The sequence below is a fragment of the Rhizobium sp. A37_96 genome, from assembly GCF_053521765.1.
In genome coordinates, this window is sequence record NZ_JBNWDS010000012.1 from 37,834 (window position 1) to 63,788 (window position 25,955).

Sequence of the window (25,955 nt, forward strand, 5' to 3'; positions counted from 1 at the left end):
CGCGGGGCCGCCAGTTTTCCTTTCCATCGATAATCCCCGGAGGTTTGCCATGAATTTCGTCCTGCAGGATGCACTGCGTCCCGATCCAGCCATCCCGGCCTATTCGCCCCTGGGCAATGAGTGCGCCCTGTTCGAAAGCGCCTGGACACGCCAGCTGCCGCTACTCCTCAAGGGGCCGACCGGTTGCGGCAAGACCCGCTTTGTCAGCCACATGGCCGCCAGGCTTGGCCTGCCGCTGTCGACGGTTTCCTGCCATGACGATCTCGCGGCGTCCGATCTCACCGGCCGCTATCTGCTGAAAGGCGGGGACACCGTCTGGGTCGATGGGCCTTTGACCCGCGCGGTGCGCGAGGGCGGCATTTGTTACCTCGACGAGGTAGTGGAGGCGCGCAAGGACGTCACCGTCGTGCTGCATCCGCTGACCGACGACCGGCGAATCCTGCCGCTGGAACGCACCGGGGAAGTGCTAGAGGCGCCGCCGGGCTTCATGCTGGTGGTCTCCTATAATCCCGGCTACCAGAATCTCCTGAAGGTGCTGAAACCCAGCACGCGCCAGCGCTTCGTCGCCATCGAGTTCGGCTTCCTGCCGAAAGCCGAGGAGATTGCCGTCGTATCCCGGGAGAGCGGCCTGGACGAAGGGCGTGTCGCGCCGCTGGTCGATCTTGCGGCAAGACTGCGGGCCTTGAAGGGCCACGATCTGGAAGAGGGCGTGTCAACCCGCCTGCTCGTCTATTGCGCCAGCCTGATCGACAGCGGCCTGACCACCCGCGATGCCGTGCTTTCGGCGATGATCGAGCCTTTGACAGACGAACCGGACGTGAAGGCCGCGCTTGTCGAAGTTGCGGAAGCAGTGATCCGCTGAAGGGAAACGTCGATGTTCGATTTTCTGGAGCTGGAAGAAACCGTCGGCCGTGCCTGGGATCGCCTTGTCGGCAACACGCGCACCTGGCCGCGGTATCCGGGTGCGGCGGTCCGACTGGCGGACATCCAGCCGGTGCTTGCCGTCTGCTTTCGTGGCTTCGGCGGCGAAGGCGCGGTGCAGATCGCCCCCTCCTGGGGACGCACGTCGACGCACCGGTTGAAGCTGCGCCAGCGTATCGGGCTTGGTGAAGAAAAGCTGGTTCAGCCGGGTCGCGACCATGCAACTCTGATGCTTCCTGCCGAAATCGATCTCTTTCCCGACAGGGAGCGCAACCGCGATCTCTATCTCTGGCTTGCGGCCGCCATGGCCATCATGCCGCTGCAGCCGGAAGCGCTGGGCGATCCCCTTTGCCGCAACCTTGCCGCCCTTGCTCGCGCCGAAAGGACGGTGAAGACGGTAATCCGTGCCTTTCCTGGCCTGGAGCGGCGTTATCGTTGGCTCTGCACCGCCACGCTTCGCGAGCGCCGCGGTCGCCCGCTGCCTTCCGTCGAGCGGCTTGTGGAAGCCCGCGCCATAAGCCTGCTGAAAGGCGGTGCCGGATTGCCGGATGACGGCCTGCCGGCGATCTTTCCCCATCGCGCGCCGCCCGGCTATCTCCCCATGCTGCCCGTGCCGCTCTGGCCCGAAGCGCTGTTGCGCGAGGAGACGGAGGCGCGAAAGGACCAGGATGAACCGGCCCGGCCCGGCAATAGCCAGGGTGCCGCAACCGATCGCCATATCGCCATCCGCGAAAAGACCGAGAAGCGCGACACCGAGCGCAGCTCCTTCATTCTCAACCGCTTCGAGAAGATCCTCGCCATGGCCGAGATGGTCAATGTCGACCGGCCGGGCGACGACAGCGACGACCATGACGCGAAGGCCGCGGAAGAGCTGGACGACATGACGCTTGGCGAGCGGAAGGGAAGGCCGTCAGCGCGGTTCCGCTTCGATCTCGACCTGCCACCGGAGGCGCTTGATCGCACGCCGCTGATGGCCGAATTCAGCTATCCGGAATGGGATTACCGGCGCGGCACCTACATGCGTGATTATTGCAGGGTCGTGGCCTCGCCAGCCCCGTCGTCCGACGCGGGCATCGATCCCGCCGCTCACACGCAGATCCTGATCCGCCGGGTGAGGCGCCAGTTCGAGGTCCTGCGGCCGCGCCATGAACTCCTGAAAGCGCAGATCGACGGTACCGATCTCGACCTCGATGCGGTGGTGCGGGCGCGCACGGACTTGACCGCCGGCGGACAAGGCAGCGACCGTATCCACCTCATGAGCCGTCCGCAGGCCCATGATCTGGCCGTGACCATCCTCGTCGACGTGTCGCTTTCCACCGATGCCTGGGTCGATAATCTCCGCGTCCTCGACGTCGAGAAGGAGGCGCTGCTGGTGCTGGCGCATGGACTGGCCGCCTGCGGCGACAATCACGCCATCCTGACCTTCACGTCCAGGCGCCGCTCCTGGGTGCGGATCGAAACGGTCAAGGATTTCGGCGAAGCGATGAGTTCGAAGGTCGAGGCGAGGATCGCAGCTTTGAAGCCGGGATATTACACCCGGATCGGCGCCGCGATCCGTCACGCAGCCGCGGGTCTCCAGAAGCAGCCGAACCGCCGGAAGCTGCTGCTCGTCCTGACAGACGGCAAGCCGAACGACGTCGATCACTATGAAGGCCGTTTCGCCCTCGAGGACAGCCGCCGTGCGGTCATCGAGGCGCGGCGTGCGGGCATGAGCGTGTTCGCCGTCACCGTGGATCGCGACGCGAAAGCCTATGTGCCGGCGATGTTCGGCCAGAACGGCTATGCCGTCGTCGGCCATATCGCACGGCTTCCCGCGGCATTGCCCGCACTTTATCGCAGTCTTTCCGGATAAACGGGGTCGGAAGGATTACGGTGGAGGGGCCCGGCCGAGATGCAGGCCGGGCCTCTTTGCATTGCTCTTGCCGGCCGGGGTCAAGCCGCCTTGCCATGCGTGCGGCCCGGCCGGTCGATATAGGCATCGAAGGCCGCCGCAACCGCGCGGATGATGAAGCGGCGCTCCTGGCAAACCTCGACGATGCCATTCTTCAGCTCCACGACGCCATCGGCCTCCAGCATCCTGAGTTTCTGGTTGCCTTCGAACAGCAGCCCGGCATCGAAGCCATGGGCCCTCGAAATCGAGCCGATATCGGCGCGAAAATCGCACATCAGCCGCTCGATCACAGCGGCACGCAATCGATCTTCGGCCGTCAGGCGATATCCCTTCACCGTCGAAAACCGCCCGGATGCGATCCGTTGGGCATAAAGGCCCGGCGCCACTTCGTTCTGCACATAGCCCTGCTCGAGATGGCCGATGGCGGATGCGCCGAAGCCGATCAATGTCTTGCAGCTGTCGGTCGTATATCCTTGAAAGTTGCGGTGCAGGCGTCCCATCCTGAGCGCCAGAGCGAGGTCGTCGTCCGGCAGTGCGTAGTGGTCGAGGCCGATGCGCAGATAGCCGGCGGCGACCAGTTCGCGGGCTATCGCTTCCGCCTGCGCATCCCGCCCGGCCGCATCGGCGAGCACCTTTTCATCGATCAGTCTCTGATGTTTCTTGAAGGCCGGAATATGCGCATAACCGAAGACGGAGAAACGGTTCGGCCGCATGCCGAGCGCAGTCTTCACGGTCCTGATGCAGGAATCGACGGTCTGGTGAGGAAGCCCGTAGATGAGGTCGAAGTTGATGCTCTCGACGCCGGCATTGCGCAGCCCCGTCACTGCCCGCTGTGTCTGTTCCGCCGTCTGGATCCGGTTGATCGCCTCCTGGACCCTGGGATCGAAGCTCTGGACCCCGAGGCTTGCGCGCGTCACACCAGCGTCGCCGAGTGCCTCCGTCATCGCGTCAGTGAGTGTCCGGGGATCGATTTCCACCGCGATTTCGGCGGCGGCGCCGATCTCGAAACAGCGGCGGAGCAGGGCGACGAGATCGATGAACTCCTGGGGCTTCATGATGGTCGGCGTGCCGCCGCCGAAATGGATATGGCGAACCTTCTGCCGTTTTTGCAGCAGGCTGGAAACCACACCGATCTCTTTGCGCAGCATGTCGAGATAGTCGAGGATAGGCTGGTCGCGCTGGGTGATCGTCGTATGGCAGCCGCAGTACCAGCACATCGAGCGACAGAAGGGAATGTGCAGGTAGAGCGAGATTGCCGCATCGCTGCGGTTTTCGGTCAGCCAGTCGCTGTAGGTTCCCGGCCCGATCGTGGCCGAAAATCCCGGCGCCGTCGGATAGCTCGTATAGCGAGGCAGCCGCGCCTCGCCGTATTTTTCCGTCAGATCCCGTGACATTGGCGATCCTTCCTGTGATTGCGAAAGACCGAGTTCATAGAGCGGTTCGCCCATCCGTTCTTTGCCGAAGCTCAAGCAGGCAAACGGAGGGGCTGCCCGGCCTTTGGCGAATTATTTGCTCATACGCAAATTGCCGGCGGGCGTGATCGGCTAGGAATCTGGGACCCTGATCCGTCCGACGCGAAGGGGTCGCAATGAACAATACGGAGACCTGAACCATGTCGAACCCTGCTGAAAAACACGCTATCGATATCCGCACCCTTGCCCCCCAGGAGCGCCATCCGGCGATCTTCGGGATGCTCCATGCGCTCGCGCCCGGGGAAGCCATGGTGATCACCAGCGATCACGAACCGAGGCCGTTGCACTACCAGATCCAGATGAGCCATCCCGGCGAATTTCGGTGGGACTATCTGGAGGAGGGGCCGGATGTCTGGCGGGTGGAAATCGGCCGGCTGGAGGGCTCGGGCTGCGAGTGCTCTTGCGGCGGTCATTGACGGCAAGCCTGAAACGCCGCCTGTCGAGGTGAAAACGATGCCCGGTGCCACGCTTTCCCGCTGGACGATGTCCTATTTTGCCGCCGCGCTGCTGTTTCTGCTCTTCGGCGAGACGGTGATGGCCCTGGGCTTCGGTTATCCGTCGGCGTCGATTGCGGCGCCGGAGACGCTTTTCCTCGTGCATGTGATCGCCATCGGGTGGCTGGGCCTGCTGCTGACGGGCGCGCTCCTGCAGTTCGTTCCCGTCCTGGTCGCCCGGCCATTGCGCTGCGCATGGGCGGCGGGGCCAGCGCTGCTGTTGCTGATCCTGGGCCTGTCCTGTCTTTCGGCAGGCTTTCTGAGGCTCCGTGGATTTCTGGATGCCCCAGCCCATATCCTGCCGGGCGGCGGCTTGCTGCTTGTGGCCGGCTTTCTGCTCGTGGTGCTTATGATCGGATCGACGCTGCAGCAGGCAAGGCCGCTGCCGCTCCCCGCCCGCTTCGTGGTCAGCGGCCTTCTTTCCCTTCTCGTTGCCATCCTGCTGGGCCTCGTTTTCACTATGGTTCTGGCGGGAATCCTTGTAGGGGACTTTGCAACGGCGCTCCTGATTGAGGGCATCCCACTGCACGCTTCGCTGGGGCTCGCCGGATGGATGACCTTTACGGCCATGGGGGTGAGTTACCGCCTGTTGACGATGTTTTTACTGGCACCGGAGCGGATGCGGAAAGCGACCGCCATGCTTTGGTGGGTTGGCACCGCCGCCCTCGCGCTCATCGCCGTCGGCGTCTTTCTGATCCTGTCGGACGACAGGATGGTCGATGATGCGCTCCTGATCGCCGCACTCCTGTCGGCCGCCGCTCTCGTCCTCTATGCGGGCGATGTCCTGACCATCTATCGTGGGCGTAAGCGCAGGGTGATCGAACTCAATGGTCGTGCCAGCCTTGCCGCCTTCGCTGCCCTGTTTCTGTCGGCCGCCCTCTTTGCAATCCTGGCGGCAACAGGCAATCTCGCAAGCATGATCGGGCCGCTCGCCTATCTGTTCGTCTTCGGCTGGCTGACCGGTCTCGGCCTCGCGCAGCTTTATAAGATCATGCCATTTCTGACCTGGCTCGAATGTTATGGGCCTGTCCTCGGACGAATGCCGACGCCGCGAGTCCAGGACCTGGTCAGGGAGGATCGCGCCGTCCTCTGGTTCTATCTCTACTATGGCGCCGTAACCGCGGGCACCCTCGCGCTCCTCTTTGCGGAGACGAACCTCTTCAGGGCGGCGGCTACCGGCCAGGTCGCCGCGACCCTCGGCCTGATCGTCGAGTTCGGGCGAACGCGGCGGCTTGCCGAGCTCGACCCCGCGCAGCGCGCATCGGCCGGTGCGCGGCCCAACTTCTTTTTGCCCATTCGCGTTTCAAGGAGGTCATCATGACACCATCCCACAGAGAACTCGATGTGCGGCCAATCCTGCGCAGTGGCGGAGAGCCATTCCAGGCGATCATGCAGGCCGTGACGGCGCTGTCGCCGGGGGAGGGGCTTCGCCTTCTCGCAACCTTCCGGCCGCAACCCCTGTTCGACCTCATGGCAAGTCGCGGCTTCGACCATGAGGCGCGGGAAATCGGCGACGGCGACTGGGAGGTTGTCTTTTCCCCGAAGATCTTGCCCGACGATCCTGTCGTGGCCTCTCCCGACGCCGAAACGCCGGAAGCATGGCCGGATCCCGAACGCAGCCTCGATCTTACTGATCTCGATCCCCCCGAACCGATGACACGTATTCTGGCGGCGGCCGAGAGCATGAAGCCGGGCTCGGTCCTGTTCGCCCTGCTTGCGCGCGAGCCGATCTTCCTCTTTCCCGAACTCGAGAGGCGGGGGCATCAATGGGTGGGGAATTTCGACGAAACCGGCTCCACTTTCCGGATCATGATCCGGATCTCTGCACATCGAGGATGAGACAATGGCGGAACAGGGGAGTGTTCCACTGCGCAACACCGTTATGGACGCGCTGCGCACGATCATCGATCCCGAGATCGGCGGCAACCTCGTCGATCTCGGCCTGATCTACGGGGTCCAGGAAACGGGAAACGGCACCGTCGAAATCACCATGACGACGACCGTAAGGGGATGCCCTGCTTCAGGCTTTCTTCGGGAAGCAGTGCGTGATCGCGCCCGGCAGGTAGCGGGCGTGGGAGCTGTGGAGGTCCGCCTGACATACGAACCGCCATGGAGCCCGGACATGATCAGGAATACGGAAGAGGTACGCCGGTTTTCCTGAGGTTCGGCAATAGCGACGGCGCTCCGAAGCGGAAAGCTTCGGAGCGCCGTTTGTCATGCCGCAAGAGGGTCACGCATTGCGGCGAGCGCGCAGCAGCATCGGCGCATATTCCCAGCAGAAAAGAGAAAACGCCGCCATCCAGAGAATCCCGGCTACCGCAAAGATCGGCGAGGCGAAGTCGGGAAGTATTTCGGCCGCCGGCCGCACCAGCGCGGCAAGAACGAGGAAGACATAGGAGATGACGGTCAGCCGCGAGGCCGTCAGCTGCCGACCTGTATGGCCGCGGCTCGCTCTCGTCATGACGGAAAGCATCATGGAGGCGATCGCGCCGACGGTCAGGACATGCATGACCGAGTAGTCATTGAGCAGATCGAGGGCGCCCAGTGCGATCGATGCGAAGCCCAGGGGGACAAAGGCATAGGCCACATGCAGGACGAGCAGGAGCTTTTCCGCGTGAACCGTCCAGCCGCGCCACCGGATCAGACGGATCGTGTGCAATAGGGCCGCTGCCAGCGCAAGCGAGGCGGTCAGAATGGAATGGGGCAGCGCCGTCCAGCTCGCGAGAGCGGCAACGCCACCGACAATGGCGATCGTGTCGAACCGGTTATAGGGGACCGGGAAGTCAACCCGTCCGACACGGTTCAGCCAGTTGCGGGTGAAGCTCGGCAGGATGCGCCCGCCGACGATGGTCACGAGTGCGACGTAGGCGCTGATTGCAAGCCGGGTGGCGATCTCCGGATGGTCTCCAGTGATCGTGGCAAAATGGTAGCAGCCATTGGCGATCGACAGCGCAAACAGACCGGCGAGAACCTTGAGATCCTTCCATTTTCGGCCGGCGATGACCTCACGGGCGCAGATGAGCAGAAGCGTCGGCAGGAAAAGCCCGTCAATGACGGTCGAGGAGACGACGCCAAGCCAGTCGGGGGCGAGAAGCGCGATCCGGCCGGCGCACCAGAGGGCAAAGAGAAAGACCAGCGATAGCCCGGAAACCGGCAGGCGACCGGTCCAGTTCGGCACGGCCGTCAACAGGAAGCCGGCGAGCACGGCGGAAGCGAAGCCGAACAACATTTCGTGCGCATGCCAGGGCAGCGCACCGTAGCTCCCCCCGACCTGCAGGCCGCTCATCAAGGCTATGATCCAGAGCGTCATCGCGGCGGCCGCCCAGATGCCGGCCCCGAGAAAAAATGGCCTGAAACCGTAGGAGAAGATCACCAGCCCGGTCGTCGCTAGACCTCTCGGGATGGCGCGCCTGATGCGCAACGGATGTTCAATCTCGCTCATTGGTCACTCCTTCGCATTGCGTATCTTCAACTTTAACCTCCGGGAACGGCCTTTTCTTTGCTCAGGAACAAGCTCGGCTGCATGATTTGACGATTGAGAAGCGGCGGCGAGACGAAATGCGGCGATGCCAAAATGACGCAGAGAGGCCGGAAGCCTGTTTGTTCCGCGACAAAGAGAGCCGCCGCAGCCGTCCTAGGAATTCAGTGACAGGGCGATGTTCGCTCCGTCTTTTAAGAAGGAGAATGAAGATGACCGACCAGTTTCAGTTGACGCGTCGCACCATGCTTGCGGGTGCGGCTTTTGCCGGCGCGCTCGCACCGATCGTCGCGGCGACGCCTTCGCATGCCGACGAGCCGAAGAATGCGCGCGCACCCACCGTCGATATCCGTTCCCTGCCGCGCCAGAAGGTCGAGCTTGTCAAGCCGCCTTTCGTGCATGCCCATAGCCAGAAGGCAGAAGGCGGGCCGAAGATCGTCGAGTTCACTCTGACAATCCAGGAAAAGAAACTGGTCATCGATGACAAGGGCACCGAGATCAATGCCATGACCTTCAACGGCTTGGTACCGGGTCCGCTGATGGTGGTGCATCAGGATGACTATGTCGAACTGACATTGGTCAATCCAGAAACCAATACACTCCAGCACAATATCGATTTCCACGCCTCGACCGGCGCGCTCGGCGGCGGCGGCCTCACCCTTGTCAATCCCGGCGAGAAGAGCGTGCTGCGGTTCAAGGCGACGCGGGCCGGCGTCTTCGTCTATCATTGTGCACCTCCCGGCATGGTACCGTGGCACGTCACTTCGGGCATGAACGGCGCTATTATGGTGCTGCCACGTGAGGGGCTGACCGACGGCAACGGCGAGGAACTCATTTATGACCGTGTCTATTACGTCGGCGAGCAGGACTTTTATGTTCCGCGCGACGAAAGGGGCAACTTCAAGAAATATGACACCGCTGGTGACGCCTATGCGGACACGCTCGCCGTCATGCGAACATTGACGCCGAGCCATATCGTGTTCAATGGCGCGGTCGGCGCTCTCACTGGTGACAATGCCTTGAAGGCCAAGGTCGGTGAGCGAGTCCTGATCGTCCACTCGCAGGCCAATCGCGACACCAGACCGCATCTGATCGGCGGGCACGGCGATTACGTCTGGATGTACGGCAAGTTCCGCAACGCGCCGGAGCGCGATTTGGAAACCTGGTTTATCCCGGGTGGTATGGCGGCTGCGGCTTTCTATACTTTCCTGCAGCCAGGCATCTACGCCTATGTCAACCATAACCTCATCGAGGCGTTCGAACTGGGAGCTGCCGGCCATTTTACGGTCACCGGCGACTGGAACGATGATCTCATGACATCGGTCTCGGCAACAACAGGTTGATGTCCCGTTCCGATCTGGGCGTGTCGCCACACTGGGTGAGGCACGCTCGGACCTGGGCATCGTCTTGTCATCTCATCCAGGGCCTCTGTTCACCGCCCTACAAGAAAAGATGATCGCGATGGCACTGATTTCTCCAACAAAGCCCACTATTTTCGATCTCTCTCTGCTCGTGCCCTTGTTTCTCCTCGCCGCTCTCTGCGCAATGCTGGTTACGCGCCTCTACGTGCTTTCGCCGGGGAAAAAAGGGAGCCTGGTTGAAGTGCCGCAGACCGTCACCATTGCTCCGCACCGCTTTTCCTACCGCAGCCCGGGCGATTTCTATAAAGGCGGCTATGCTGTCGATGGGCCGATACTGACGCGATTTGTCCGTGCGCCGCTGACGATCACGAAACACCAGATCTCCGAATACGAATACGGACTTTGTGTCGATGATGGAGCCTGCCTGCCGTCGGAACGGACGACGGAGCGCCGGAAGGATTTTCCCATCGTTGGCGTCAGCTACGATGACGCGGAGGCCTATGCCGCCTGGTTGTCACGCCGCAAGGGCATGTTCTGGCGTCTGCCAACCGACGAGGAGACGGCCTTTGCCGCAGGCTCGCGCTTTTCCGACGATGCCCTCGGCATCGACCCCACGAGCGGCAATCCCGCACTTCGCTGGCTTGCCGACTATCAGCGCGAGGCGAATCGGAAGGCATCGGTCAATCCGGCGCCACAACGGCAGGGGAGCTTCGACGAAAGCGAGTTCGGCCTGGCCGATTTTGCGGGCAATGTCTGGGAATGGACGACGACCTGCAGCCGGCGCGTCGATCTGGACGGGAAAGGCGAAGCGGCGCGTGATGTCGAATCCTGCGGGATCTATCTCGCGGTCGGCAAGCATCGCGCGCCTATGAGTTCCTTTGTCCGAGATCCCAAGGGCGGTGGTTGTTCGGTCGGAACACCGCCCGACAATCTCGGATTCCGTGTTGTCGAGGAGACGAAATGGTATGCTCGACTGCTCCGACCACTCTTCCGCAGAACCTAGATTGCGCTGGATCAAGGTAGGGGCATCGTCTACCCTGCGAAGAATGGCACGCGGCTGGGTTCCGTCCGGAAGACGGGAGAAACAGAGGACTGTTGTGAAGATTGATCGGTCTGTCGTCAGGACGCTGGAATTGTTCGACAGGATGAGTGACGACGATGTCGACCGATTGCTGAACCACGCGACATCGAGGCGCGTCCCGCAGAGCGAAGCCGTATTCGAGCAAGGCCAGGAAGCGAAAAGCTTCTATCTTCTTCTCCATGGCCGGCTGAAGGTGACGCAGGTCACAGAGGATGGCCAGCAGATCATCGTCCGTATGGTGCATCCGGGTGATCTCTTTGGCTTTGCCAGGGCGTTGCGCCGCGCCGACTATCCGGGGACCGCGACCGCGGCTGCCGAAAGCGTGGTCCTGTGCTGGCCGACGGAACTCTGGCCGCAATTTGTCGAGCAGAATCCCCGGCTCGCTGTGAGCGCAATGCAGACCATTGGCCAGAGGCTGGAGGAAGCGCATACCCGCATCCGGGAAATGTCGACGCAGGAGGTGGAGCGTCGCGTCGCTCACGCCGTCCTGCGCCTCTGCCAGCAGGCTGGCAGGCCGGAGGAAAATGGTGTCCGCATCGATTTCCAGATCTCGCGCCAGGATATTGCCGAAATGACGGGAACGACCTTGCACACCGTTTCCCGGATATTGAGTGCCTGGGAGACGAAAGGACTGGTCGAAGGGGGTCGGCAGAAGCTTCTCGTTTGCGATATTGAGGGACTTACGCATCTTGCCGATGGCGACAGAGAATGATGACGGTCGTGCATGGCCTCGTTTGGCATCAACCGGCGGGATCAGTCTTGTTGTTTGCCAATTCGCAAAGATGCGCGGCGTGTAACGGCCTATCTCTTTGACAAGAAAAGTCATTTCCAGGCTTTTCCGCATCAAGGAGAAAGATAATGTATATTCCTTTCGCGAAATTAGCAGTCGTCTCGACGCTTGTCGGACTATTGACCGTACCTGCAATGGCGGCCGATTTCGAAGTCCATATGCTGAACAAAGGTCCAGATGGCGCGATGGTGTTCGAACCCGTACTCACGCAGATCGCTCCGGGCGACACGGTCACATTCATTCCAACCGACAAGGGTCATAATGCGGAAACTGTCAAGGACATGATTCCCGACGGCGCGAAGGCCTTCAAGGGCAAGATGAACGAGACCATCGAGGTGACTTTCGACATCCCTGGTGCCTATGTCGTCAAATGCGCACCGCATGCTGGCATGGGAATGGTCGGCCTCGTCGTAGTCGGACAAAACCCGGTCAATCTTGAGGCGATCAAGGCGGGAAAATTGCCGAAAATGGCGCAGCAACGCATTGACGCGGCAATCAACCAGATCGGCGGAAATACGCAACAACACGCGCAGGCGCTATGATCCGGCCCGAAGGCGATGTCTAGCATTGCTGACCCATAGCCGTGAGGGATGCGTCCTTGTTCGGTGAGAATCCTACGAAACTTTCGTCGCTCGAAATCATCTATCTCCGGTGGGCCTCTCAGGGAAAAAGCCTTTCGGAGATCGTGGCGATCGAGGGCGGGAATGTAGAGGATATTCAGACGTATCTCGACCAAGCAACTTTGGTGTTGGATGCCAAATCACTTACCGAGGCAATCAGAAAAGCCAAGGATCATCAGATCATCTGAAGCGCGTGTTGCAAGGCTCGTCGCGTTGTCATTTCCCGGCATACCGGCAGGTGAAAGCGCCCTCGATGTCGTATATCTTACCCGAAAGTCGCCTCGACCTTCCGCATTCTGCGGCTACGGAATTGATGGTGAAAAACTACGCCGCCGCGCGATGCTCATCCCTTGCTGCTTCCCAGACCTCTCTCGCTGCATCCAGGTTCATCGCAGCGATGCCAAGGCCGACGATCAGATCTGGCCACGCCGAACGCCAGACAAAGCCGGTAACGAGGCCCGCGCCGATGATGGCGATATTGGCGAGCGCATCATTGCGTGCGGAAAGGAAAGCGGCTCTTGTAAGGCTACCGCTCTCATGACGGAAAGCCGCAAGCAGGAAAGCGCAGGACAGGTTGATGGCCAATGCGCCCGCGCCCGTGATGGTCAAAAGGAAGGGGTGCGGCGGGGCTGGATCAATGAAGCTACGGTAGGCCGTCCATAGCGTTGCGATGCCTGGCGCCAACACTATCAGTGCAAGCGCCATTCCGACACGCGCCCGGCGCTTGAGAGACCAGCCGAGCGCGAGCAGGATCAGCAGATTAACCGAGGCATCTTCGAGAAAATCCACGCTGTCAGCAAACAGCGCCACCGAACCGATTTTAAGCGCCACCACGAACTCGATCCCGAAATATCCGAGGTTCAGCAGTGCCACCAGCGCGACGATTTTGTGAAGAGGAGTATCGAGGTATCGATCCAGCATGGATCGCCTCCGTAGCGATTGATTTGTAACCACCGTTACACTATGCTGCCATACATGGCTACAGAAACATGGTTCCTGCTCACCTATAAAGTTCCTGCCGAACCCAATCGCCGGCGCGTCGCGCTGTGGCGCAAGCTCAAGAGCATGGGGGCGGTCTACCTGCAGAGCGGTGTCTGCCTGCTTCCGAAAACCGACGATCATCGCCGGGCGCTGAAGGTCATCGAAAACGAAATCGCCGAGATGGAGGGCGAGGCCGTCCTTCTGGAAACGGTGGCGCTCGACAAGGCCCAAGCCGACAAGGTCTTGGCTCGTTTCCGGGCCGACCGAGACGAGGAATATAGGGAACTGCTGGGGCGCTGCGACGATTTCGAGGCCGAGATTGCCAAGGAGACGACCTCAAACCACTTCAGCTATGCCGAGATCGAGGAGAACGACGAGGACCTGAAGAAGCTCAGGTCCTGGTATGAGAAAATCCGCCGGCTCGACTTTTATGGCGCGACGCTGGCGGCCGAGGCCGAGGCACGGCTGGCGAAATGCGAAGTGCTCCTCGACGCTTACGCCAATCAGGTTTTCGCGCTGCAGGAGGAGAACCGTGGTTCCTCAGGGGAGGCGTAGCCCGGCAAGAACAAGCCTCCGTGCCGCTGATCACCGCAAAAAGTCGCGGATTCCCTGGCCAGCCTTCGGATCGTGTTCGTAGCGGCACACCACATGCATATGCGCGTGGAAGATATGCTGGCCGCCGGTTGTTCCGACATTCCATCCGATCGTGAACCCCTCGGGCTGGAACTGGTCGAGACGGTGCTTCGCTTCCGCCAGCATATCGCCGAGGTCGGACCACTCCTGCGAACTGAACTCGAAGGGCGTCTCGACATGACGGAACGGAATGATCATCGCCGACGGGTTCGGCATGGTCGGCTTCAGCATCAGATATTGTGACCGATTGCTTGCGGCCGGCGACGCGCCAGCCAAACCATTCGCAAGGCACCACCGACAATTTTCTATGTTTTCCTCTGCCACTGCCATACCGACTGTCCACTCTCGCGATATTTGTGCATACATATCGCCCATGACCGACGCCGCCAACACATCACTTCCCCGTCATCCTGCAACTGCTTTCGGCGGAGGTGCCGTTATCGGCGCCCTCGGTGGCCTCATAGGTCTCGGAGGCGCCGAGTTTCGTCTTCCGATCCTGATCGGGTTCTTCAATTTTGCAGCCCTGGAGGCGGTCATCCTCAACAAGGCCATGAGTCTCGTCGTCGTTGCGACCGCGCTTCCCTTTCGGGCGGGGACCGTTCCCTTCGGCGCCATCGCCGATAACTGGCCGATCGTTCTCAACCTCCTCGCAGGAAACCTGATCGGCGCATGGTTCGGCGCCGGCTGACGCTGCGACAGCAGGGCTGACCACCATCGGCTAAAAACGTTATCCTGAGGACATGTACTGATAAAGGCCAAAGGAGGATTTCACTGAAATCGTTAGCGTAAAATCCACTCCGATTTCGCGCCTAAATCTAACCGGCGTATGACGTTTTCCGGTTTGAAATCAGAAAGTAAAACCCACAGCGGTTTCGCTGTTGACGCGCCTCGACGAGCGGGTTGCCCGCTCGCCGGTCGGCGCTGGCTTTCTCGAACGGACGCATTTCGCGGATGCCTGCGCGTCGCTGTGGATCGACGGCGAGCTCGTTCACCTCGAGGACTTGGTGCTGCACGACGCCGGCCATGATATCCGCACTCCGACCCACGAACTCACCATCGCCCGCGATGTCTTGAAAGCCCGCAGGCGCATCGCTGCGCAGCCACCCGGCTGGGCGCTCAGCCCGGAGGGTCTCCGTTCGCTGCGCGGACACAACCGCGTTACCGGCGGGCCGGCATTCTCATCGGGAGGCGATGGCAGCGTCGAGATGAAAGGCTATACGCTGGAAGCGGACGCTGTCGAAGAAGGGGAGGGGGATGATGATGACGGTGCCGGTCTCCTCGACGCGGAGCTTGCCGCCATCGATGCTGTGTTGGTGCGGTCGAACGCCGCTATTGAAACAGCAAAGGCGCCTGGACGCGCCGGCACTCGGGAAAAAGATCCGCTGGTCTATGATCTCGACTGGGATGAAGACAAACGACTGGAGGAGTGGCGGGCCGTGCTGGCGGAAACCGATGGTCTGCCGCCGATGTTGCAGGCGATCATCGCTCTCGATGCCTGGAACGAACTGGCCGTCCTGCAGCACGCGCCGTGGCTTGGTCGGCTGCTTGCCGCCGCGACGCTGCGGAAGGCGGGCCTCACGACGGCGGCGCATCTCAGCTCCGTCAATCTTGGCCTGAAATCCATTGCCGTCGACCGGCGTCGGCATCACGCGCGCGACACAAGGCTGCTGGCGATCGTCAACGGCAACATCGCGGCCGCCGAACTTGGTCTGAAGGAACATGACCGGCTGGTGCTGGCAAAGCAGATGCTGGAGCGGCGGCTGGTCGGCCGGCGCTCGTCCTCCAATCTGCCGGGCCTGATCGAGCTGGTGATGTCCCGGCCGCTCGTCTCGGCCGGCATGGTCGCCGAGACGCTGAAGGTGACGCAACGGGCGGCGCTGAGGATTGTCGGAGAGCTGGGGCTAAGGGAGATGACGGGGAGGGGGAGGTTTCGGGCGTGGGGCATTCTTTAGAGGTGAAGTGAAGGCGAAAGGCTGTTGCTAGTCGGCTGGCGTAGCGCGAGAAGGTCGATCGTCATCCTTCCGGTCGCTAGGTGAGTATCGTCGAGAACTGAATGTAAACTCGTCGAAATTGATTGTGTTCTCTGCCAATCGTCCGCATCGCGTGGTTTGTAGTTTCAGTGTAAAGAAAAGACATGAGCGAACTACTCGACAACGCCATCAATTCAATCCAGCTCGGCATTGAGGACTACCAGTCCAATGATGAACGGCGGCCTATCAGTGCATTACGAAACTTCTATGCGGGTGTGCTCCTGCTCGGGAAGGAATGCCTGCTGCAGGCCGCACCGGATGCGGACCCGATGGAGATCCTTGCGTCCAAATACACGCCGCGACTTGATGGCGACGGCAACCTTGTGATCGGTCCGAAGGGTCAGACCACCATCGACCTGCAAGAGCTTCGCGAGCGGTTCGGTGGGTTCAGCCTCAAATGGCCAGACGGCAACATCAAGGATTTGCAGAAGCTGCGCAACGATTTCGAGCATTACCACTCGAAGGCGCCGAAAGAGACAATCCGGCAGACCATCGCAGCATGTTTCCCGCTGGTCGAGGGCTTCTTCGCCATACTGGAGCTAAGCCCCTCGGCAATGCTCGGCGGGACATGGGACGTCATGTTGGCGGAACGTGCATTTTTTGAGAGGCAGAAGGCCGCTTGCGACGCCACACTGGAGAATCTGCCTTGGTGGGACCACGTCTGGGACAGCAGCCACTTCCAATGCACGGCCTGTAACTCGTCGCTGATCTACCAAAGCGACGCCGACAATAAGGATCCTGCGATGGTGCGCGGTCATTGCAAAGCGTGTGGAGAGGAGTATCCCGCTGAAGAGACCACCGCAATGATCGTGCAGTCTCTGTTCGGGGCTGACGACTACGTCGCGGTGAAGGATGGGGGCGAGCAAGTGATTCATCATTGCCCCGAGTGTGCTGTCGAGGCCTATGTAGAATCGGAAGAATTCACAGGCTGCTTCTTCTGCAACTATAGCATCGATGACGAGTGTGCCCGTTGTAGCGCGCCTCTGACGGTGTCTACCCAGTCCGTCAACAATCCGCACCTTTGCGATTACTGTGACCACGTGTCGAGCCGCGCAGATTAACTGCTATCTTTGGATTGCTGGTCAGCCCAACGCGCGCAGATCGAAACCGACAGTGCTTAAGATTAGGTGTCAAGCTTCCTTTATGACCACTTCAAATGCGTTGAGATGAGCGCCGAACATGCTTTCAAAGAGCCGTTTTCAGACCGGCCAGTCAGCCAGCGGCGATTGCAACGGAACGGCTGCGGGGCTGCCGCTGCTGCGCCAATCAATCTCCCCGCTAATGCCAGTCCTGCATGGTGACGCCGTTCTTTGGAGACCACTCCAGCACGCCCACAGGACGACCGCGCTGGGGGTCGCCCAGAAGAGCCAAGCCATCACGAAAGAGAGCATAGTTGTAAGCGTCTCTGGGTGTGTCCCGGGTCGAATCGTCAATGATCGTCCCGAAACCGGCAGGTACGAATTGCGGCAATTGCAGGCTGGAGGGGAAGCGCAAGGTTTGAGGGCCAATCATAGTGGTAAGAGCTTTCAGAAATGCGATGCCAGCACTCTCTTCCATTGCAAAACAGCCCAGGTCAGGCCACCGCGTGGCGCGTGGTCGGAGGGCCGATCGAAGAATGGGACGCCACTGGCGGGCATTGTCATAGAAGTCGGTCCACCAATTGCGGAGCGGGTCCAGCCACCACATTGCAGGTATGGATATGAGGAAAATTCGCCCTGCGTATCGAAGGCGAAGGAATACGACAGGGCTAGTATCAGGTGGGGCCGACCGGTCCACGCTCCGTAACCAGTCGATCCACTGGACGACCCGATTGCTGCCCATCAGAAAGAAGTTCGAGCGATGAGCCGCCAACGCGATAGCAGCTGAAGCTCCATCACTAGGCTCGTCGCCGTCGACACCATTCGGACGAGTGCCTTCCCCAGAACCACCCGCCTTTGAGATTTTGGTTTCCGAAACCCCGAGAAATGCTCCTGGCGTTCGAATAGCGGAACCAAAAGCAATACAATACCCGTGTATAACGTCGCCAAAGGGTGACGGTTTTCCAAGATAGGGTTTTACCTGTCGCAAGTATTTGTTTTTCGAAGCGCTGCGAATACTGCTGATCGTACAGCTATCAGAAAACGAACCACGCGCCTCGGCAAGGACGACGCCATGACCGCTGGCGTTACCGCCATCATAGATAAAGTCTGCGTGAGGATCGAGAGCGGACGAGAGGCAAACGGCATTCGCACGCCAAGCATAACCCAGGGCATTCATATAGAGGTCGGTGATACCGCCACCCACACGCGTAGCAAACAAGGTGCGCTCTGTATCCGCAAGGTGCGAAAAGTATCCTGACAGTGCAAAGATCGAACCTTCCGCGATCATTGTCTCCAGCATCGGGAACGTACTTCTTTGCAACGCATCGAGCACTTCGACCGGTGCATCATCACGCAGGGTCGCCGTTCGCGCGACTGCCGCGGCCAAGGCAAAAGGCCCGAACTCCAGGCTCATTGCTGGTTCCGGAGGACTGAAACCTGCAGCTAGAGGGCTTGGGACATGACCGTGAAGAACGTGGCTGGTGAGGGACACCATATGCTCCCGGCGCCAAAGTGCGGACGTCGCTACCAGGCCGCTCATCCGCGCCTCCGTGGTTCCGGGAATGCGGCCTCAAGCGCGTCAGTATAGTCCTTGACGGAGCTGCGTAGGATGTGGTCAGCCATTGCGACGAACGTCTTGAGGCGCTCGCCATACCGGGCGTCGGGATGGCGATTGCCGCCTGCTACTATTGATCTTATCAACATCGCACGCATTCGCCCCTCCAAACCCGCACGTGAGAGAGAAGAGATGTCCGACAACACACAATCATGGAGATAACCAGCAAAGGTATCGCCAATCCGGTCGGAAATTGCAACGGTTGCCATGGCATTGCCCAGGGCCATGGCGGCGTCCGCCGGGATAACGCCTGATGAGAACTCTCCAGCATTCGAAATCGCGGCATGCGGAGACGCTTTGTCGAGATGCGTAATATTGCGCACCCAATTGCCTAAGACATCGAAGATTTCGTATATCAGGCGGGCGTTCCGGGTGGGGAATTCGGCGATCGAGTCGATGTTCTGGCCCGACGTATCGTATATCTTTTCCAGTTCGGTCACGAAAAGCGGCAGATAGAACAGCCACATATGATAGGGCACACCTTGACGCATGGCCTCATTGACCATGATGTCGAAGTACCGAATACCGACAAAGGTCATATCTCGCCATCGCTCGTCATCGAAATTGTCGGAGCGATCGTTGAGATAGGCGGCATAGCCGCTGTTTGCCCCGGCGCGGATCATGTTTATGACAGCATCGCCAACAGGCTTCCAGGCTCCGAGTTTGTGGGCTACCTCGGCGTCACCGAAGAGAAACCGCAATAGGACATTCTCTTCCGGAATCGCATATCCACCTTTATCCGCGAGATTCTGGTTGTTTTCGATCTCCTGGTAGAGCTTGCTGCCAGTGTCAGCTATCAGGTCTCGCAGGACCTTATCTGAGAAGTCGAAGCGAAGCCGGAGCTTGATCGCCATGAGGTCTGGCAGAGCATCCGGTCGCATCGTGACCAGAAATCTTCTGAACTCCTCCGAGCGCAGCAGCATACGTGTGATGTTCTCGGCGCCGACTTGGGCTTTATTGCCAGCCGGGATGATGTGTTTTATCCAGCGAATTCGCCGCCGGATACCCTCATAGATCCGCTTGCCATAGCCCGCCCTCGGCTGCTCCGGCTCATCCTTTTCCGATCCAACCGGCTTGAACGTTCGGATTCTCCGGCGACGCAGCCAGTCTGCATCGGCCACCCAATCGTGGACCTTTTGCCGTCCCAGGCGCCGTTCAGCCGCGGTTTCTATGAGGCCGAGATGTGGCTGTATGAAATCCAACAGCTCTGAAAAGCGACGTTCATAAAGCAGGGTCTGCACGATTTTGCCGATGGTCACCAGGGAGCGTGGCCCCGGTTTCAGGAGGAGGTTGAGTCCCCAGGCAAGGATCATCCAGACGAATACGACGAGGAAGGCGGCCTGCGGCGGTGTAACGCTGCCATCTCTCGGGAAAACCAGCCAGGCGCATGCTTCGGAATTTGGCAGTCGGCACGGTTGGCCTAACAGAGAGAAGAACTCAAAGTAGAGAACAAGCGAGACTGCAAGAAGTGCCAGCGGAACTTGAACGGCAAGGTGCAACTGCGCGCGTAGTCGGGTCACCGGCGACACGATTGCGTAAAACGCGATGAATAGTGCGAGAAAACTCAGGAAGCCGTCCAGCGTCACGGAGTTTTTCCTTTGCTGCCTGGATTCGCGTGCAGGCCTAGGAAACCCTCGGAGCTGTCATTGTCAAAGTCGACATAGTCCTTAAAGATCGGGAGCAAGACATCGGCCTCAACCGGCGTATAACCGGGCGACTGGCAGAGGATCACATAGTCGAACGGCTCGGCGGCCCAATAGTCCTCAATCTCAATTTTCTGAAACGGGATGGTCGGCTCAAGCGTATGGGGCAGAGCACGCAGTTCCTCTCTTGATCGGACGCTATGGAGAGACGGCACATATCGCAACTCCATGATGCCGCATCCAAGATCGAAGTCGCGGAAAAAGAAGGGCATGAGGTCGTCACCGCTCTTGGCATGATGCACATAGACTAGTGATCGAAGCCAGCGGCATGCCAACGCGTATGAAAGATAGTTCGCCGGCGAAATGCGCTCCATGCCATGCTGCGGGATAGCTCCTGCGCGTTCTTTCGAGGGTAGACCAAGTAACCTTCCGCCTATGTATTGCCATGATAGGTCCCCAAGGCCGGTTCCCAGATCAGAATGGGCATCGATATGGGCCAAGCTCAGCGGCACTGCACCGTTCTGAGAGAGAGCATTTAGGAGGGGGAATGCTTCGTCGTGATGGACAACAAATCGGCCCTTGGGTCGCTTGGCCGATGGATCGAGCTTCAGCCCGCACCGATCTTCGAGGAAACGTCGGAGTTGTGCTTCATTCCATGCATGGGTCGTCGACGGCGCGCGAGGTCGCTTATCAAAAGAGGAGACGTCGTCGAGGAATATGTCGAGGTCGATATCGGCGATGTTCAAGATTGTTTCCGTCCGTCAGGCATATTGAGAAATATTGTTGGCTAACGGCGTATTTCTCAAGCCTGAGTTGAACTCGATCCGTGACAATGAAATGTTGCCAACAGAATTTAATCGGCAAAAGCTGCGAGGATTGCGGGATGAGCAAGAAATCACTGGCACCGACAATCGAGGGCATTTTGTCTGGTGCCGTGGTGGAGGGCCAGCACTATGAATTCAAGTCGCGACTGAACCTCGAGGAGCAGCGCGGAAAGTCGAACTTCATTGATGACGTGGTGGCTTTCCTCAACGCCGGACCTGGGTATCTTGTTGTTGGTGTGCATGAAAAGAAGGGCGCCTTCGAACGCTTTGAGCCTATGGATGGCGACCGCGACATCCTACAACGCCGCATTACATCGATCATACAGGACAACATCGACCCAAAGCCGTTGGGTGTTCGCTTGGAGTTCCTCGATCTTGACACCGGAGGTTTTATTTTGTGTCTCGATCTACCTGACCATCGGTTGCGACCCTATCAGAACAGGATTACCGGCGGCTTCTATTTGCGCACCGGTGCGCAGAACACGCCAATCCCGCGCGACCAGCTCCACGCGCTGTTTACGCCGATCGAGAAGCTGGAAGCTGATACGATGCAGTTGATGGAGCGTGAGAACGCAGCGGTCGAGGCCCGTGACATCATGCAGAACAACGGCGCAACGCTGCATATTGCGGTCGTACCGCAAGAGTATTACGAGCGTGAGCGGTCGCCTTTTGATCCCGGGCGAAGCGTTCTGAAAGTAATGCGTCACTACCACGGTGAGAGCCACGGTGTTTTCAAGGGTTGTGAAAATGGTGTCGAGGTTCGGGACGCAACATTCCAGGAGGGGCGCTCAGTCTCGCGCTTCTTTATCGGCGATGACTGGCTTGTCCATTCCTATGTCTCCCATCCCTTCTCCGTCAGGGATGGAGAAGGACGTTTGACGATCCATGAGTTTCGGGAGGAACTCGCCCGGCATCTGCGGGATATCCAACTGATCTTGGACGACTCAGGCATCCGCGGACCGTACGGGGTTCTTCTCACGGTAAGGAATCTGCGTCGCAATCCGAAGCTTGAATGGGCATTTCCCAATACCAACGCCGCCAGTATCGGCAGGCCGATCCGGGTCGAGCGCGTGGATGAGCAGGGCCTGATCGAACGGTTCAACGACAAGGTCAGAAGTGTTTCAGTCTACGGCCGATAACGATTGATTGCTGCACCCCATTGACGAATCGCGGCCACAGCGCGATTCTCCCTATTAGGACCGTGGCTCCTAACCTGTCGCCAAGTTAAAAGCCGCTTTCTCTTTACAGTTTGCACGCCGAATCCCATCCGTCGGCTGCTGATTAAATGGCGTCCGGCTGCCGAAGCGATGAGGTTTCGCCATGCATTTGTTTGTCCATGAATCCGCTCTGCCAACCATTAAGGAAAGCCTGAGAAAGGCGCATCCTGAGACACGCCCGACGCATCGTATGGAGGCGGTTGCGAAGGGCTTGGGTTTCTCCACCTATGCAAGCTTTCTGACCTCGCTGAAAACCGGCGCATTGTGGGTAGACATCGACGAAGAGGCGTATTGTTCCGCTCTGGAAGTATCTGCGGTCGTCGATGGTGACAAGCGTGCTCGATATCTTTCGCGCGCGGTTGTTCGGGGAATGCTTCGCAAGGTGCTTGATGAGCATCCGGAGCTGACGCTACGAGGTTTCGACTCGATCTGGCAGGGTGGTCGTGACGAGTTGCGTAAGCCGAAGGAGGAGCGTGAAGCTCTTTTCGCGGACAGAAGACGCGAAGCCTACGAGGATGATTGGGCTGCAGACCAGTTCGAGTTGGCTCTGATCTTCTTCTCGCGGCAGAAGAAGATAAAATCGCTCAATCGCCAGATAGGGAGCTACGGTTTGAAACATCGCGCCGAAGACCTGTCACGGGCGTTTGGGCTGTTTACCCACCTAGGGAATTACGTTTCCAATGGAATGCTTCTTGCCGCAGCATATACTGTAGGCTTCTCAGTGAAGCGCGTTGCGTATGATTCGTACAATGCCCACCTGAACATCTCCATGCAGACAGTGAATGCGGCACGAGGTTGGGAGCGAAACTCGCAGACTGAGGAGAATGGGGCAATCGTTCTCTCGATGTACGCACCGGGCACTGATTTTCAGCCTGCATAAGTTGAATAGCATCATGGCTCAGCGAACACACGCCACCGCCGGCCATACGATTTCTGTGACGCCAACGGCTGCGTATGGGCAGGTCGGACCGGCAGTATTCTACCCCTGAATGCTACCGGCCGACCCGACGTGAATAGAGACCCTTCTTTGTTCGGGAAAGCCACAGATATAACTGCCAGAAAGCATTTCGCCTGATTGCGTCTTCTTCTTCTGGTGCATACTTTCGTCAGCATCGACGATACCAATTTGATGGAGTCTGCATGCATATTCTTCAACGCGTAGCGAAGACGACCAAGGCAAATGGCAATGGCCTCCCGCCCAAAGCCGAGTATGACATCGTGGCCGGCGTCTGGCGCAGCCAGGAGGGATTGGTCGCCTTTGATCCGGAGAACGAGATGACGACCAAAAAGAATGATCTCGAGACAGGTGAAGATCAAAAAGGCGAATGAATGTGCTGGTGGAAAGCGTGGAGGTACTGCTTCTTTCCAGCTTGGCCGATCTATCCACCGATCGAATTTGTCATCATCTGACAGATATGAACGTGAGCTTTCTCCGGATTAACCGTGAGCAACTTTCCGAATGGGGGATTACGATTGATCCGCTGGCGGCAAGTATGATTTGTCGCCATGGCCAAAGAGAATGGCGTGTCGGCTCGGGCCTTCGCTCGATTTGGTGGCGGCAGCCTACCTTTCTCAGAAACACGCCAGGCCGAGGGCTGGCGCCCTCAGAGCAATTGCAACGCTCGCAATGGGCTGCCTTGATGCGTGGGGTGATGCTTTTCGATCAGGCGGTCTGGTTCAATCGGCCGACGGAGACCTACAACGCCGAAACCAAGCCACTGCAGTTGCGCAAGGCGGCTACGCTTGGATTCGCGGTACCGGAAACAAGGATAACCAACGACCCGCTGGCCGACATTCCGATCGTCATTGGGGACAAGGTTGCGCTGAAGAGCGTTGATACCGTTCTTTTATTTGAGGCTGACGTACAGCACTTTGGGTACACGACGATAATTGACTGGAGTGAGTGCGCCGACGAGAGCCTACGAGCGGCCCCGGCGACATTTCAAGCCGTCCTTTCTCCGAAAACTGATCTTCGAGTCACGATCGTCGGAAAGCGACTGTGGTGTGTTGCTGTGACCGACGGTGGAATAGCAATCGAAGGTGACTGGAGGCTTCGACCGAAGACTACATTGGAGTATCGCGATTACTCTCTTCCCTCAGACGTGGCCCGCCGTTGCTTGGAGTTAACGGAGCACTTCGGTTTAGAATACGCAGCGATCGATCTGGCTCTTTCAGATGACCAATATTGGTTCATTGAAATCAATCCGACCGGAGAATGGGGATGGCTCGACCGAGAAGGTAGAGGGATTTCAAATGCTATTGCGGAGGCACTCGCTTGTCGCGGTTAACCTTTCTGAATTCGCTTTTGCCAGATTTCTTTCGGATTTACTCTGTCAACCGGAAGCTTCTGAGGCGGATGGAAGTATGGGAAACGCACGAGGCCTTTGCTGATATTCGAAAGCTAGGTGAAGACGACCTCAAAAAATACATTGAGAGCGAGTGGGTTAGAGCGAAGGAACTCGACGATAAGCTTTCGAAGTTGACCGCGACGCTGTCGATTGCCTTGACCGTCGGTGGCGCTGTGGCGAAGATTATTGTCGACGGTTTGACGCCATCGATGGCGAAATACATCATATTAGCCTTGCTCTTTATTTCGATGTTATTCTTTCTTTGGGGTGCTCTAGTCGGCTTCCAGGGTCTGAGGCCCAAACCTCGATACGGCTATGGATCGAAATATCTCGCAATAATTGCTCAAGGTGGAGAGGATGGCCGTAGAGCAATGGAGAACGCCGCTTGCGGGTTTGAGACAGTCAATTTGGTGCGCGCTAACGAAGCATCATTGGCAATCGGTCTGATCCGCAACGGAGTACTCACCTTCGCAATCGCTATGGCCGCCAGTTTCATTAGTCCTTCAACAGACCACCAACCAGTCCCACCTTTGCCGAAGTTCGAGTTTGTCGAGACACACCCGGAGATGAAGGCCAAGGCCTCATGAAGGGTTCTGGGCGTCGCTCTTTCGCATCTTGCAGTGGCCAATTTGGCCTCGGCTCTGGATTTCTTTTTGGGGTGTAGCGCATGACGCCCCGAAGCGAAATCAGCGGTCGAATAGATCCGTGACTTCGGTCGTCCAGGCCGCGTGCTCCTCTATGGTCCGCATCAAAAGCGCCATCGCGCGCGAGATCTGCTCGTGGCGGGAATGGCAGAGCTGGTCGGGGCAGTTTCCGCGCATGGGGAATACTGTAGAAGGTGGTTGGGCCTCAGAAATGTCTCCAGGTGGTTGAAAGAACGAGCGCGATCCGACACATTGGGTCGAGATGGACTCCCAGAAGCTGAACAGAAAATCCAAGTCAAAAAAGCCGCAGCCGTTGCTGGCTCAACTTGCGGCGGTTCCCGAAAAGCTATTCACCGGAGCGTTTCTCCAGCAATACGGCGCTTTGTGCTTTCGCTATCGCGATGGTGGGCCGGACATCGAAATCCTCGTCATTACTTCCCGCGACAGCAGGCGCTGGGTGATTCCGAAAGGGTGGCCGATGAAAGGGAGGACGCCGTTCGAGGCAGCCGCAATCGAAGCCTGGGAAGAAGCGGGCGCTCGCGGGACGACAAGGAAGAAGCCGATCGGGCTCTACACTTATTTGAAGGATCTCGACAATGGCGATGTAGCTCCCTGCATCGTTGACGTCTTCCAGATTGAAGTCACCGAATTGAGGAACGAGTTCAAGGAACGTGGTCAGCGCATACTCGAATGGGTGAGCACGGATGAGGCGGCCCGACGCGTCCGCGAGATAGAACTCAAGTCGCTCCTCGTCAGATTTGAACCGCGTGGTCGGAAAAAGCGCTCGCAAGTCTGAAGTCTGTAGTGATGGGACTCACCACTGCTGGCTGGTG

27 protein-coding genes and 1 pseudogene are annotated in these 25,955 nt (G+C 59.0%); 21 read left to right on the forward strand and 7 right to left on the reverse strand.

Going from position 1 to position 25,955, the window contains the following annotated elements; all coding sequences use genetic code 11:
* The first annotated feature begins 49 nt into the window (after nt 1-49).
* Together ACQZ6J_RS24345 and ACQZ6J_RS24350 are read left to right on the forward strand one after the other, a co-directional pair.
* The gene (locus tag ACQZ6J_RS24345) at nt 50-862 is read left to right on the forward strand and encodes an AAA family ATPase (protein WP_449085962.1); all 813 of its coding nucleotides are present in this window, start codon (nt 50-52) and stop codon (nt 860-862) included.
* Nucleotides 863-874: 12 nt separating this feature from the next.
* Complete coding sequence (locus ACQZ6J_RS24350) at nt 875-2,773, forward strand: VWA domain-containing protein (protein WP_449085963.1); 1,899 nt, start codon at nt 875-877, stop codon at nt 2,771-2,773.
* Nucleotides 2,774-2,853: 80 nt separating this feature from the next.
* Here ACQZ6J_RS24350 and hemN read toward each other — a convergent pair whose 3' ends face one another.
* Entirely contained in the window at nt 2,854-4,206 is a 1,353-nt protein-coding gene (gene hemN / locus ACQZ6J_RS24355) for an oxygen-independent coproporphyrinogen III oxidase (RefSeq protein ID WP_449085964.1), read from the reverse strand.
* A gap of 218 nt (nt 4,207-4,424) precedes the next feature.
* Here hemN and ACQZ6J_RS24360 point away from each other — a divergent pair, with 218 nt between their 5' ends.
* The 4 genes from ACQZ6J_RS24360 to ACQZ6J_RS24375 are packed head-to-tail and all read left to right on the forward strand — an operon-like array spanning nt 4,425 to nt 6,939.
* Complete coding sequence (locus ACQZ6J_RS24360; protein WP_449085965.1) at nt 4,425-4,700, forward strand: DUF2249 domain-containing protein; 276 nt, start codon at nt 4,425-4,427, stop codon at nt 4,698-4,700.
* 37 nt (nt 4,701-4,737) lie between these two features.
* Nucleotides 4,738-6,099 (forward strand): hypothetical protein, encoded by a 1,362-nt coding sequence (locus ACQZ6J_RS24365; protein ID WP_449085966.1) that lies wholly within the window; start codon nt 4,738-4,740, stop codon nt 6,097-6,099.
* Nucleotides 6,096-6,617, forward strand: a complete 522-nt coding sequence (locus ACQZ6J_RS24370; RefSeq protein WP_449085967.1) for a DUF2249 domain-containing protein — start codon at nt 6,096-6,098, stop codon at nt 6,615-6,617. Before ACQZ6J_RS24365 ends, ACQZ6J_RS24370 begins: the two co-directional genes overlap by 4 nt.
* A gap of 4 nt (nt 6,618-6,621) precedes the next feature.
* Nucleotides 6,622-6,939 carry a metal-sulfur cluster assembly factor gene (locus tag ACQZ6J_RS24375; protein ID WP_449085968.1) on the forward strand — a complete coding sequence of 106 codons (318 nt, stop codon included), beginning with the start codon at nt 6,622-6,624 and terminating at the stop codon, nt 6,937-6,939.
* Nucleotides 6,940-7,008: 69 nt separating this feature from the next.
* On the opposite strand, the gene ACQZ6J_RS24380 is transcribed toward ACQZ6J_RS24375, so the two are convergent.
* Entirely contained in the window at nt 7,009-8,220 is a 1,212-nt protein-coding gene (locus tag ACQZ6J_RS24380; RefSeq protein WP_449085969.1) for an NnrS family protein, read from the reverse strand.
* A 248-nt stretch (nt 8,221-8,468) separates the two neighbouring features.
* Between ACQZ6J_RS24380 and nirK the strand changes: the two genes are divergently transcribed.
* The 5 genes from nirK to ACQZ6J_RS24405 all read left to right on the forward strand — a co-directional run bounded on the left by nirK (nt 8,469) and on the right by ACQZ6J_RS24405 (nt 12,296).
* Nucleotides 8,469-9,599, forward strand: coding sequence for a copper-containing nitrite reductase (gene nirK, locus ACQZ6J_RS24385; protein ID WP_449085970.1), 1,131 nt, complete (start codon nt 8,469-8,471; stop codon nt 9,597-9,599).
* Between the two features lie 118 nt (nt 9,600-9,717).
* Nucleotides 9,718-10,620 (forward strand): SUMF1/EgtB/PvdO family nonheme iron enzyme, encoded by a 903-nt coding sequence (locus ACQZ6J_RS24390; RefSeq protein WP_449085971.1) that lies wholly within the window; start codon nt 9,718-9,720, stop codon nt 10,618-10,620.
* 94 nt (nt 10,621-10,714) lie between these two features.
* A complete protein-coding gene (locus tag ACQZ6J_RS24395) occupies nt 10,715-11,410 on the forward strand; it encodes a Crp/Fnr family transcriptional regulator (RefSeq protein WP_449085972.1) in 696 nt (231 codons plus the stop codon).
* Nucleotides 11,411-11,556: 146 nt separating this feature from the next.
* On the forward strand, nt 11,557-12,030 hold the full coding sequence (locus ACQZ6J_RS24400; protein WP_449085973.1) for a pseudoazurin: 474 nt from the start codon (nt 11,557-11,559) through the stop codon (nt 12,028-12,030).
* Nucleotides 12,031-12,086: 56 nt separating this feature from the next.
* Nucleotides 12,087-12,296, forward strand: coding sequence for a hypothetical protein (locus tag ACQZ6J_RS24405; RefSeq protein ID WP_449085974.1), 210 nt, complete (start codon nt 12,087-12,089; stop codon nt 12,294-12,296).
* Between the two features lie 136 nt (nt 12,297-12,432).
* Here ACQZ6J_RS24405 and ACQZ6J_RS24410 read toward each other — a convergent pair whose 3' ends face one another.
* The gene (locus tag ACQZ6J_RS24410; protein WP_449085975.1) at nt 12,433-13,029 is read right to left on the reverse strand and encodes a cation transporter; all 597 of its coding nucleotides are present in this window, start codon (nt 13,027-13,029) and stop codon (nt 12,433-12,435) included.
* 54 nt (nt 13,030-13,083) lie between these two features.
* Between ACQZ6J_RS24410 and ACQZ6J_RS24415 the strand changes: the two genes are divergently transcribed.
* Nucleotides 13,084-13,644: a Chromate resistance protein ChrB gene (locus tag ACQZ6J_RS24415; RefSeq protein WP_449085976.1), complete on the forward strand. Its 561-nt coding sequence runs from the start codon at nt 13,084-13,086 to the stop codon at nt 13,642-13,644.
* A gap of 30 nt (nt 13,645-13,674) precedes the next feature.
* On the opposite strand, the gene ACQZ6J_RS24420 is transcribed toward ACQZ6J_RS24415, so the two are convergent.
* Nucleotides 13,675-13,953 carry an HIT family protein gene (locus tag ACQZ6J_RS24420; protein ID WP_449085977.1) on the reverse strand — a complete coding sequence of 93 codons (279 nt, stop codon included), beginning with the start codon at nt 13,951-13,953 and terminating at the stop codon, nt 13,675-13,677.
* 142 nt (nt 13,954-14,095) lie between these two features.
* Between ACQZ6J_RS24420 and ACQZ6J_RS24425 the strand changes: the two are divergent.
* The 3 genes and pseudogenes from ACQZ6J_RS24425 to ACQZ6J_RS24435 all read left to right on the forward strand — a co-directional run.
* Nucleotides 14,096-14,407 (forward strand): annotated as a pseudogene (locus ACQZ6J_RS24425) (TSUP family transporter); the annotation flags it as partial.
* 190 nt (nt 14,408-14,597) lie between these two features.
* Complete coding sequence (locus ACQZ6J_RS24430; RefSeq protein ID WP_449086140.1) at nt 14,598-15,674, forward strand: RHE_PE00001 family protein; 1,077 nt, start codon at nt 14,598-14,600, stop codon at nt 15,672-15,674.
* Nucleotides 15,675-15,856: 182 nt separating this feature from the next.
* Nucleotides 15,857-16,813, forward strand: a complete 957-nt coding sequence (locus tag ACQZ6J_RS24435; protein WP_449085978.1) for a hypothetical protein — start codon at nt 15,857-15,859, stop codon at nt 16,811-16,813.
* Nucleotides 16,814-17,030: 217 nt separating this feature from the next.
* Here the strand turns inward: ACQZ6J_RS24435 and ACQZ6J_RS24440 are convergent, their stop codons facing one another.
* From ACQZ6J_RS24440 to ACQZ6J_RS24450, 3 genes are all read right to left on the reverse strand, one after another.
* Nucleotides 17,031-18,245: a hypothetical protein gene (locus tag ACQZ6J_RS24440; protein ID WP_449085979.1), complete on the reverse strand. Its 1,215-nt coding sequence runs from the start codon at nt 18,243-18,245 to the stop codon at nt 17,031-17,033.
* Nucleotides 18,246-18,367: 122 nt separating this feature from the next.
* Complete coding sequence (locus ACQZ6J_RS24445; protein ID WP_449085980.1) at nt 18,368-20,032, reverse strand: hypothetical protein; 1,665 nt, start codon at nt 20,030-20,032, stop codon at nt 18,368-18,370.
* Nucleotides 20,029-20,835 carry a hypothetical protein gene (locus tag ACQZ6J_RS24450; protein ID WP_449085981.1) on the reverse strand — a complete coding sequence of 269 codons (807 nt, stop codon included), beginning with the start codon at nt 20,833-20,835 and terminating at the stop codon, nt 20,029-20,031. Before ACQZ6J_RS24450 ends, ACQZ6J_RS24445 begins: the two co-directional genes overlap by 4 nt.
* 137 nt (nt 20,836-20,972) lie before the next feature.
* Between ACQZ6J_RS24450 and ACQZ6J_RS24455 the strand changes: the two genes are divergently transcribed.
* The 6 genes from ACQZ6J_RS24455 (at nt 20,973) to ACQZ6J_RS24480 (ending at nt 25,918) form a co-directional block, all read left to right on the forward strand.
* Entirely contained in the window at nt 20,973-22,052 is a 1,080-nt protein-coding gene (locus tag ACQZ6J_RS24455; RefSeq protein ID WP_449085982.1) for an AlbA family DNA-binding domain-containing protein, read from the forward strand.
* Between the two features lie 181 nt (nt 22,053-22,233).
* Nucleotides 22,234-23,010, forward strand: a complete 777-nt coding sequence (locus ACQZ6J_RS24460) for a hypothetical protein (RefSeq protein WP_449085983.1) — start codon at nt 22,234-22,236, stop codon at nt 23,008-23,010.
* A gap of 260 nt (nt 23,011-23,270) precedes the next feature.
* Nucleotides 23,271-23,459: a hypothetical protein gene (locus ACQZ6J_RS24465; protein WP_449085984.1), complete on the forward strand. Its 189-nt coding sequence runs from the start codon at nt 23,271-23,273 to the stop codon at nt 23,457-23,459.
* Complete coding sequence (locus tag ACQZ6J_RS24470) at nt 23,456-24,418, forward strand: RimK-like protein (protein WP_449085985.1); 963 nt, start codon at nt 23,456-23,458, stop codon at nt 24,416-24,418. The genes ACQZ6J_RS24465 and ACQZ6J_RS24470 overlap by 4 nt, the downstream gene beginning before the upstream one ends.
* A gap of 68 nt (nt 24,419-24,486) precedes the next feature.
* Nucleotides 24,487-25,065 (forward strand): hypothetical protein, encoded by a 579-nt coding sequence (locus tag ACQZ6J_RS24475; protein ID WP_449085986.1) that lies wholly within the window; start codon nt 24,487-24,489, stop codon nt 25,063-25,065.
* A gap of 319 nt (nt 25,066-25,384) precedes the next feature.
* Complete coding sequence (locus tag ACQZ6J_RS24480) at nt 25,385-25,918, forward strand: NUDIX hydrolase (RefSeq protein ID WP_449085987.1); 534 nt, start codon at nt 25,385-25,387, stop codon at nt 25,916-25,918.
* Nucleotides 25,919-25,955: the final 37 nt, after the last annotated feature.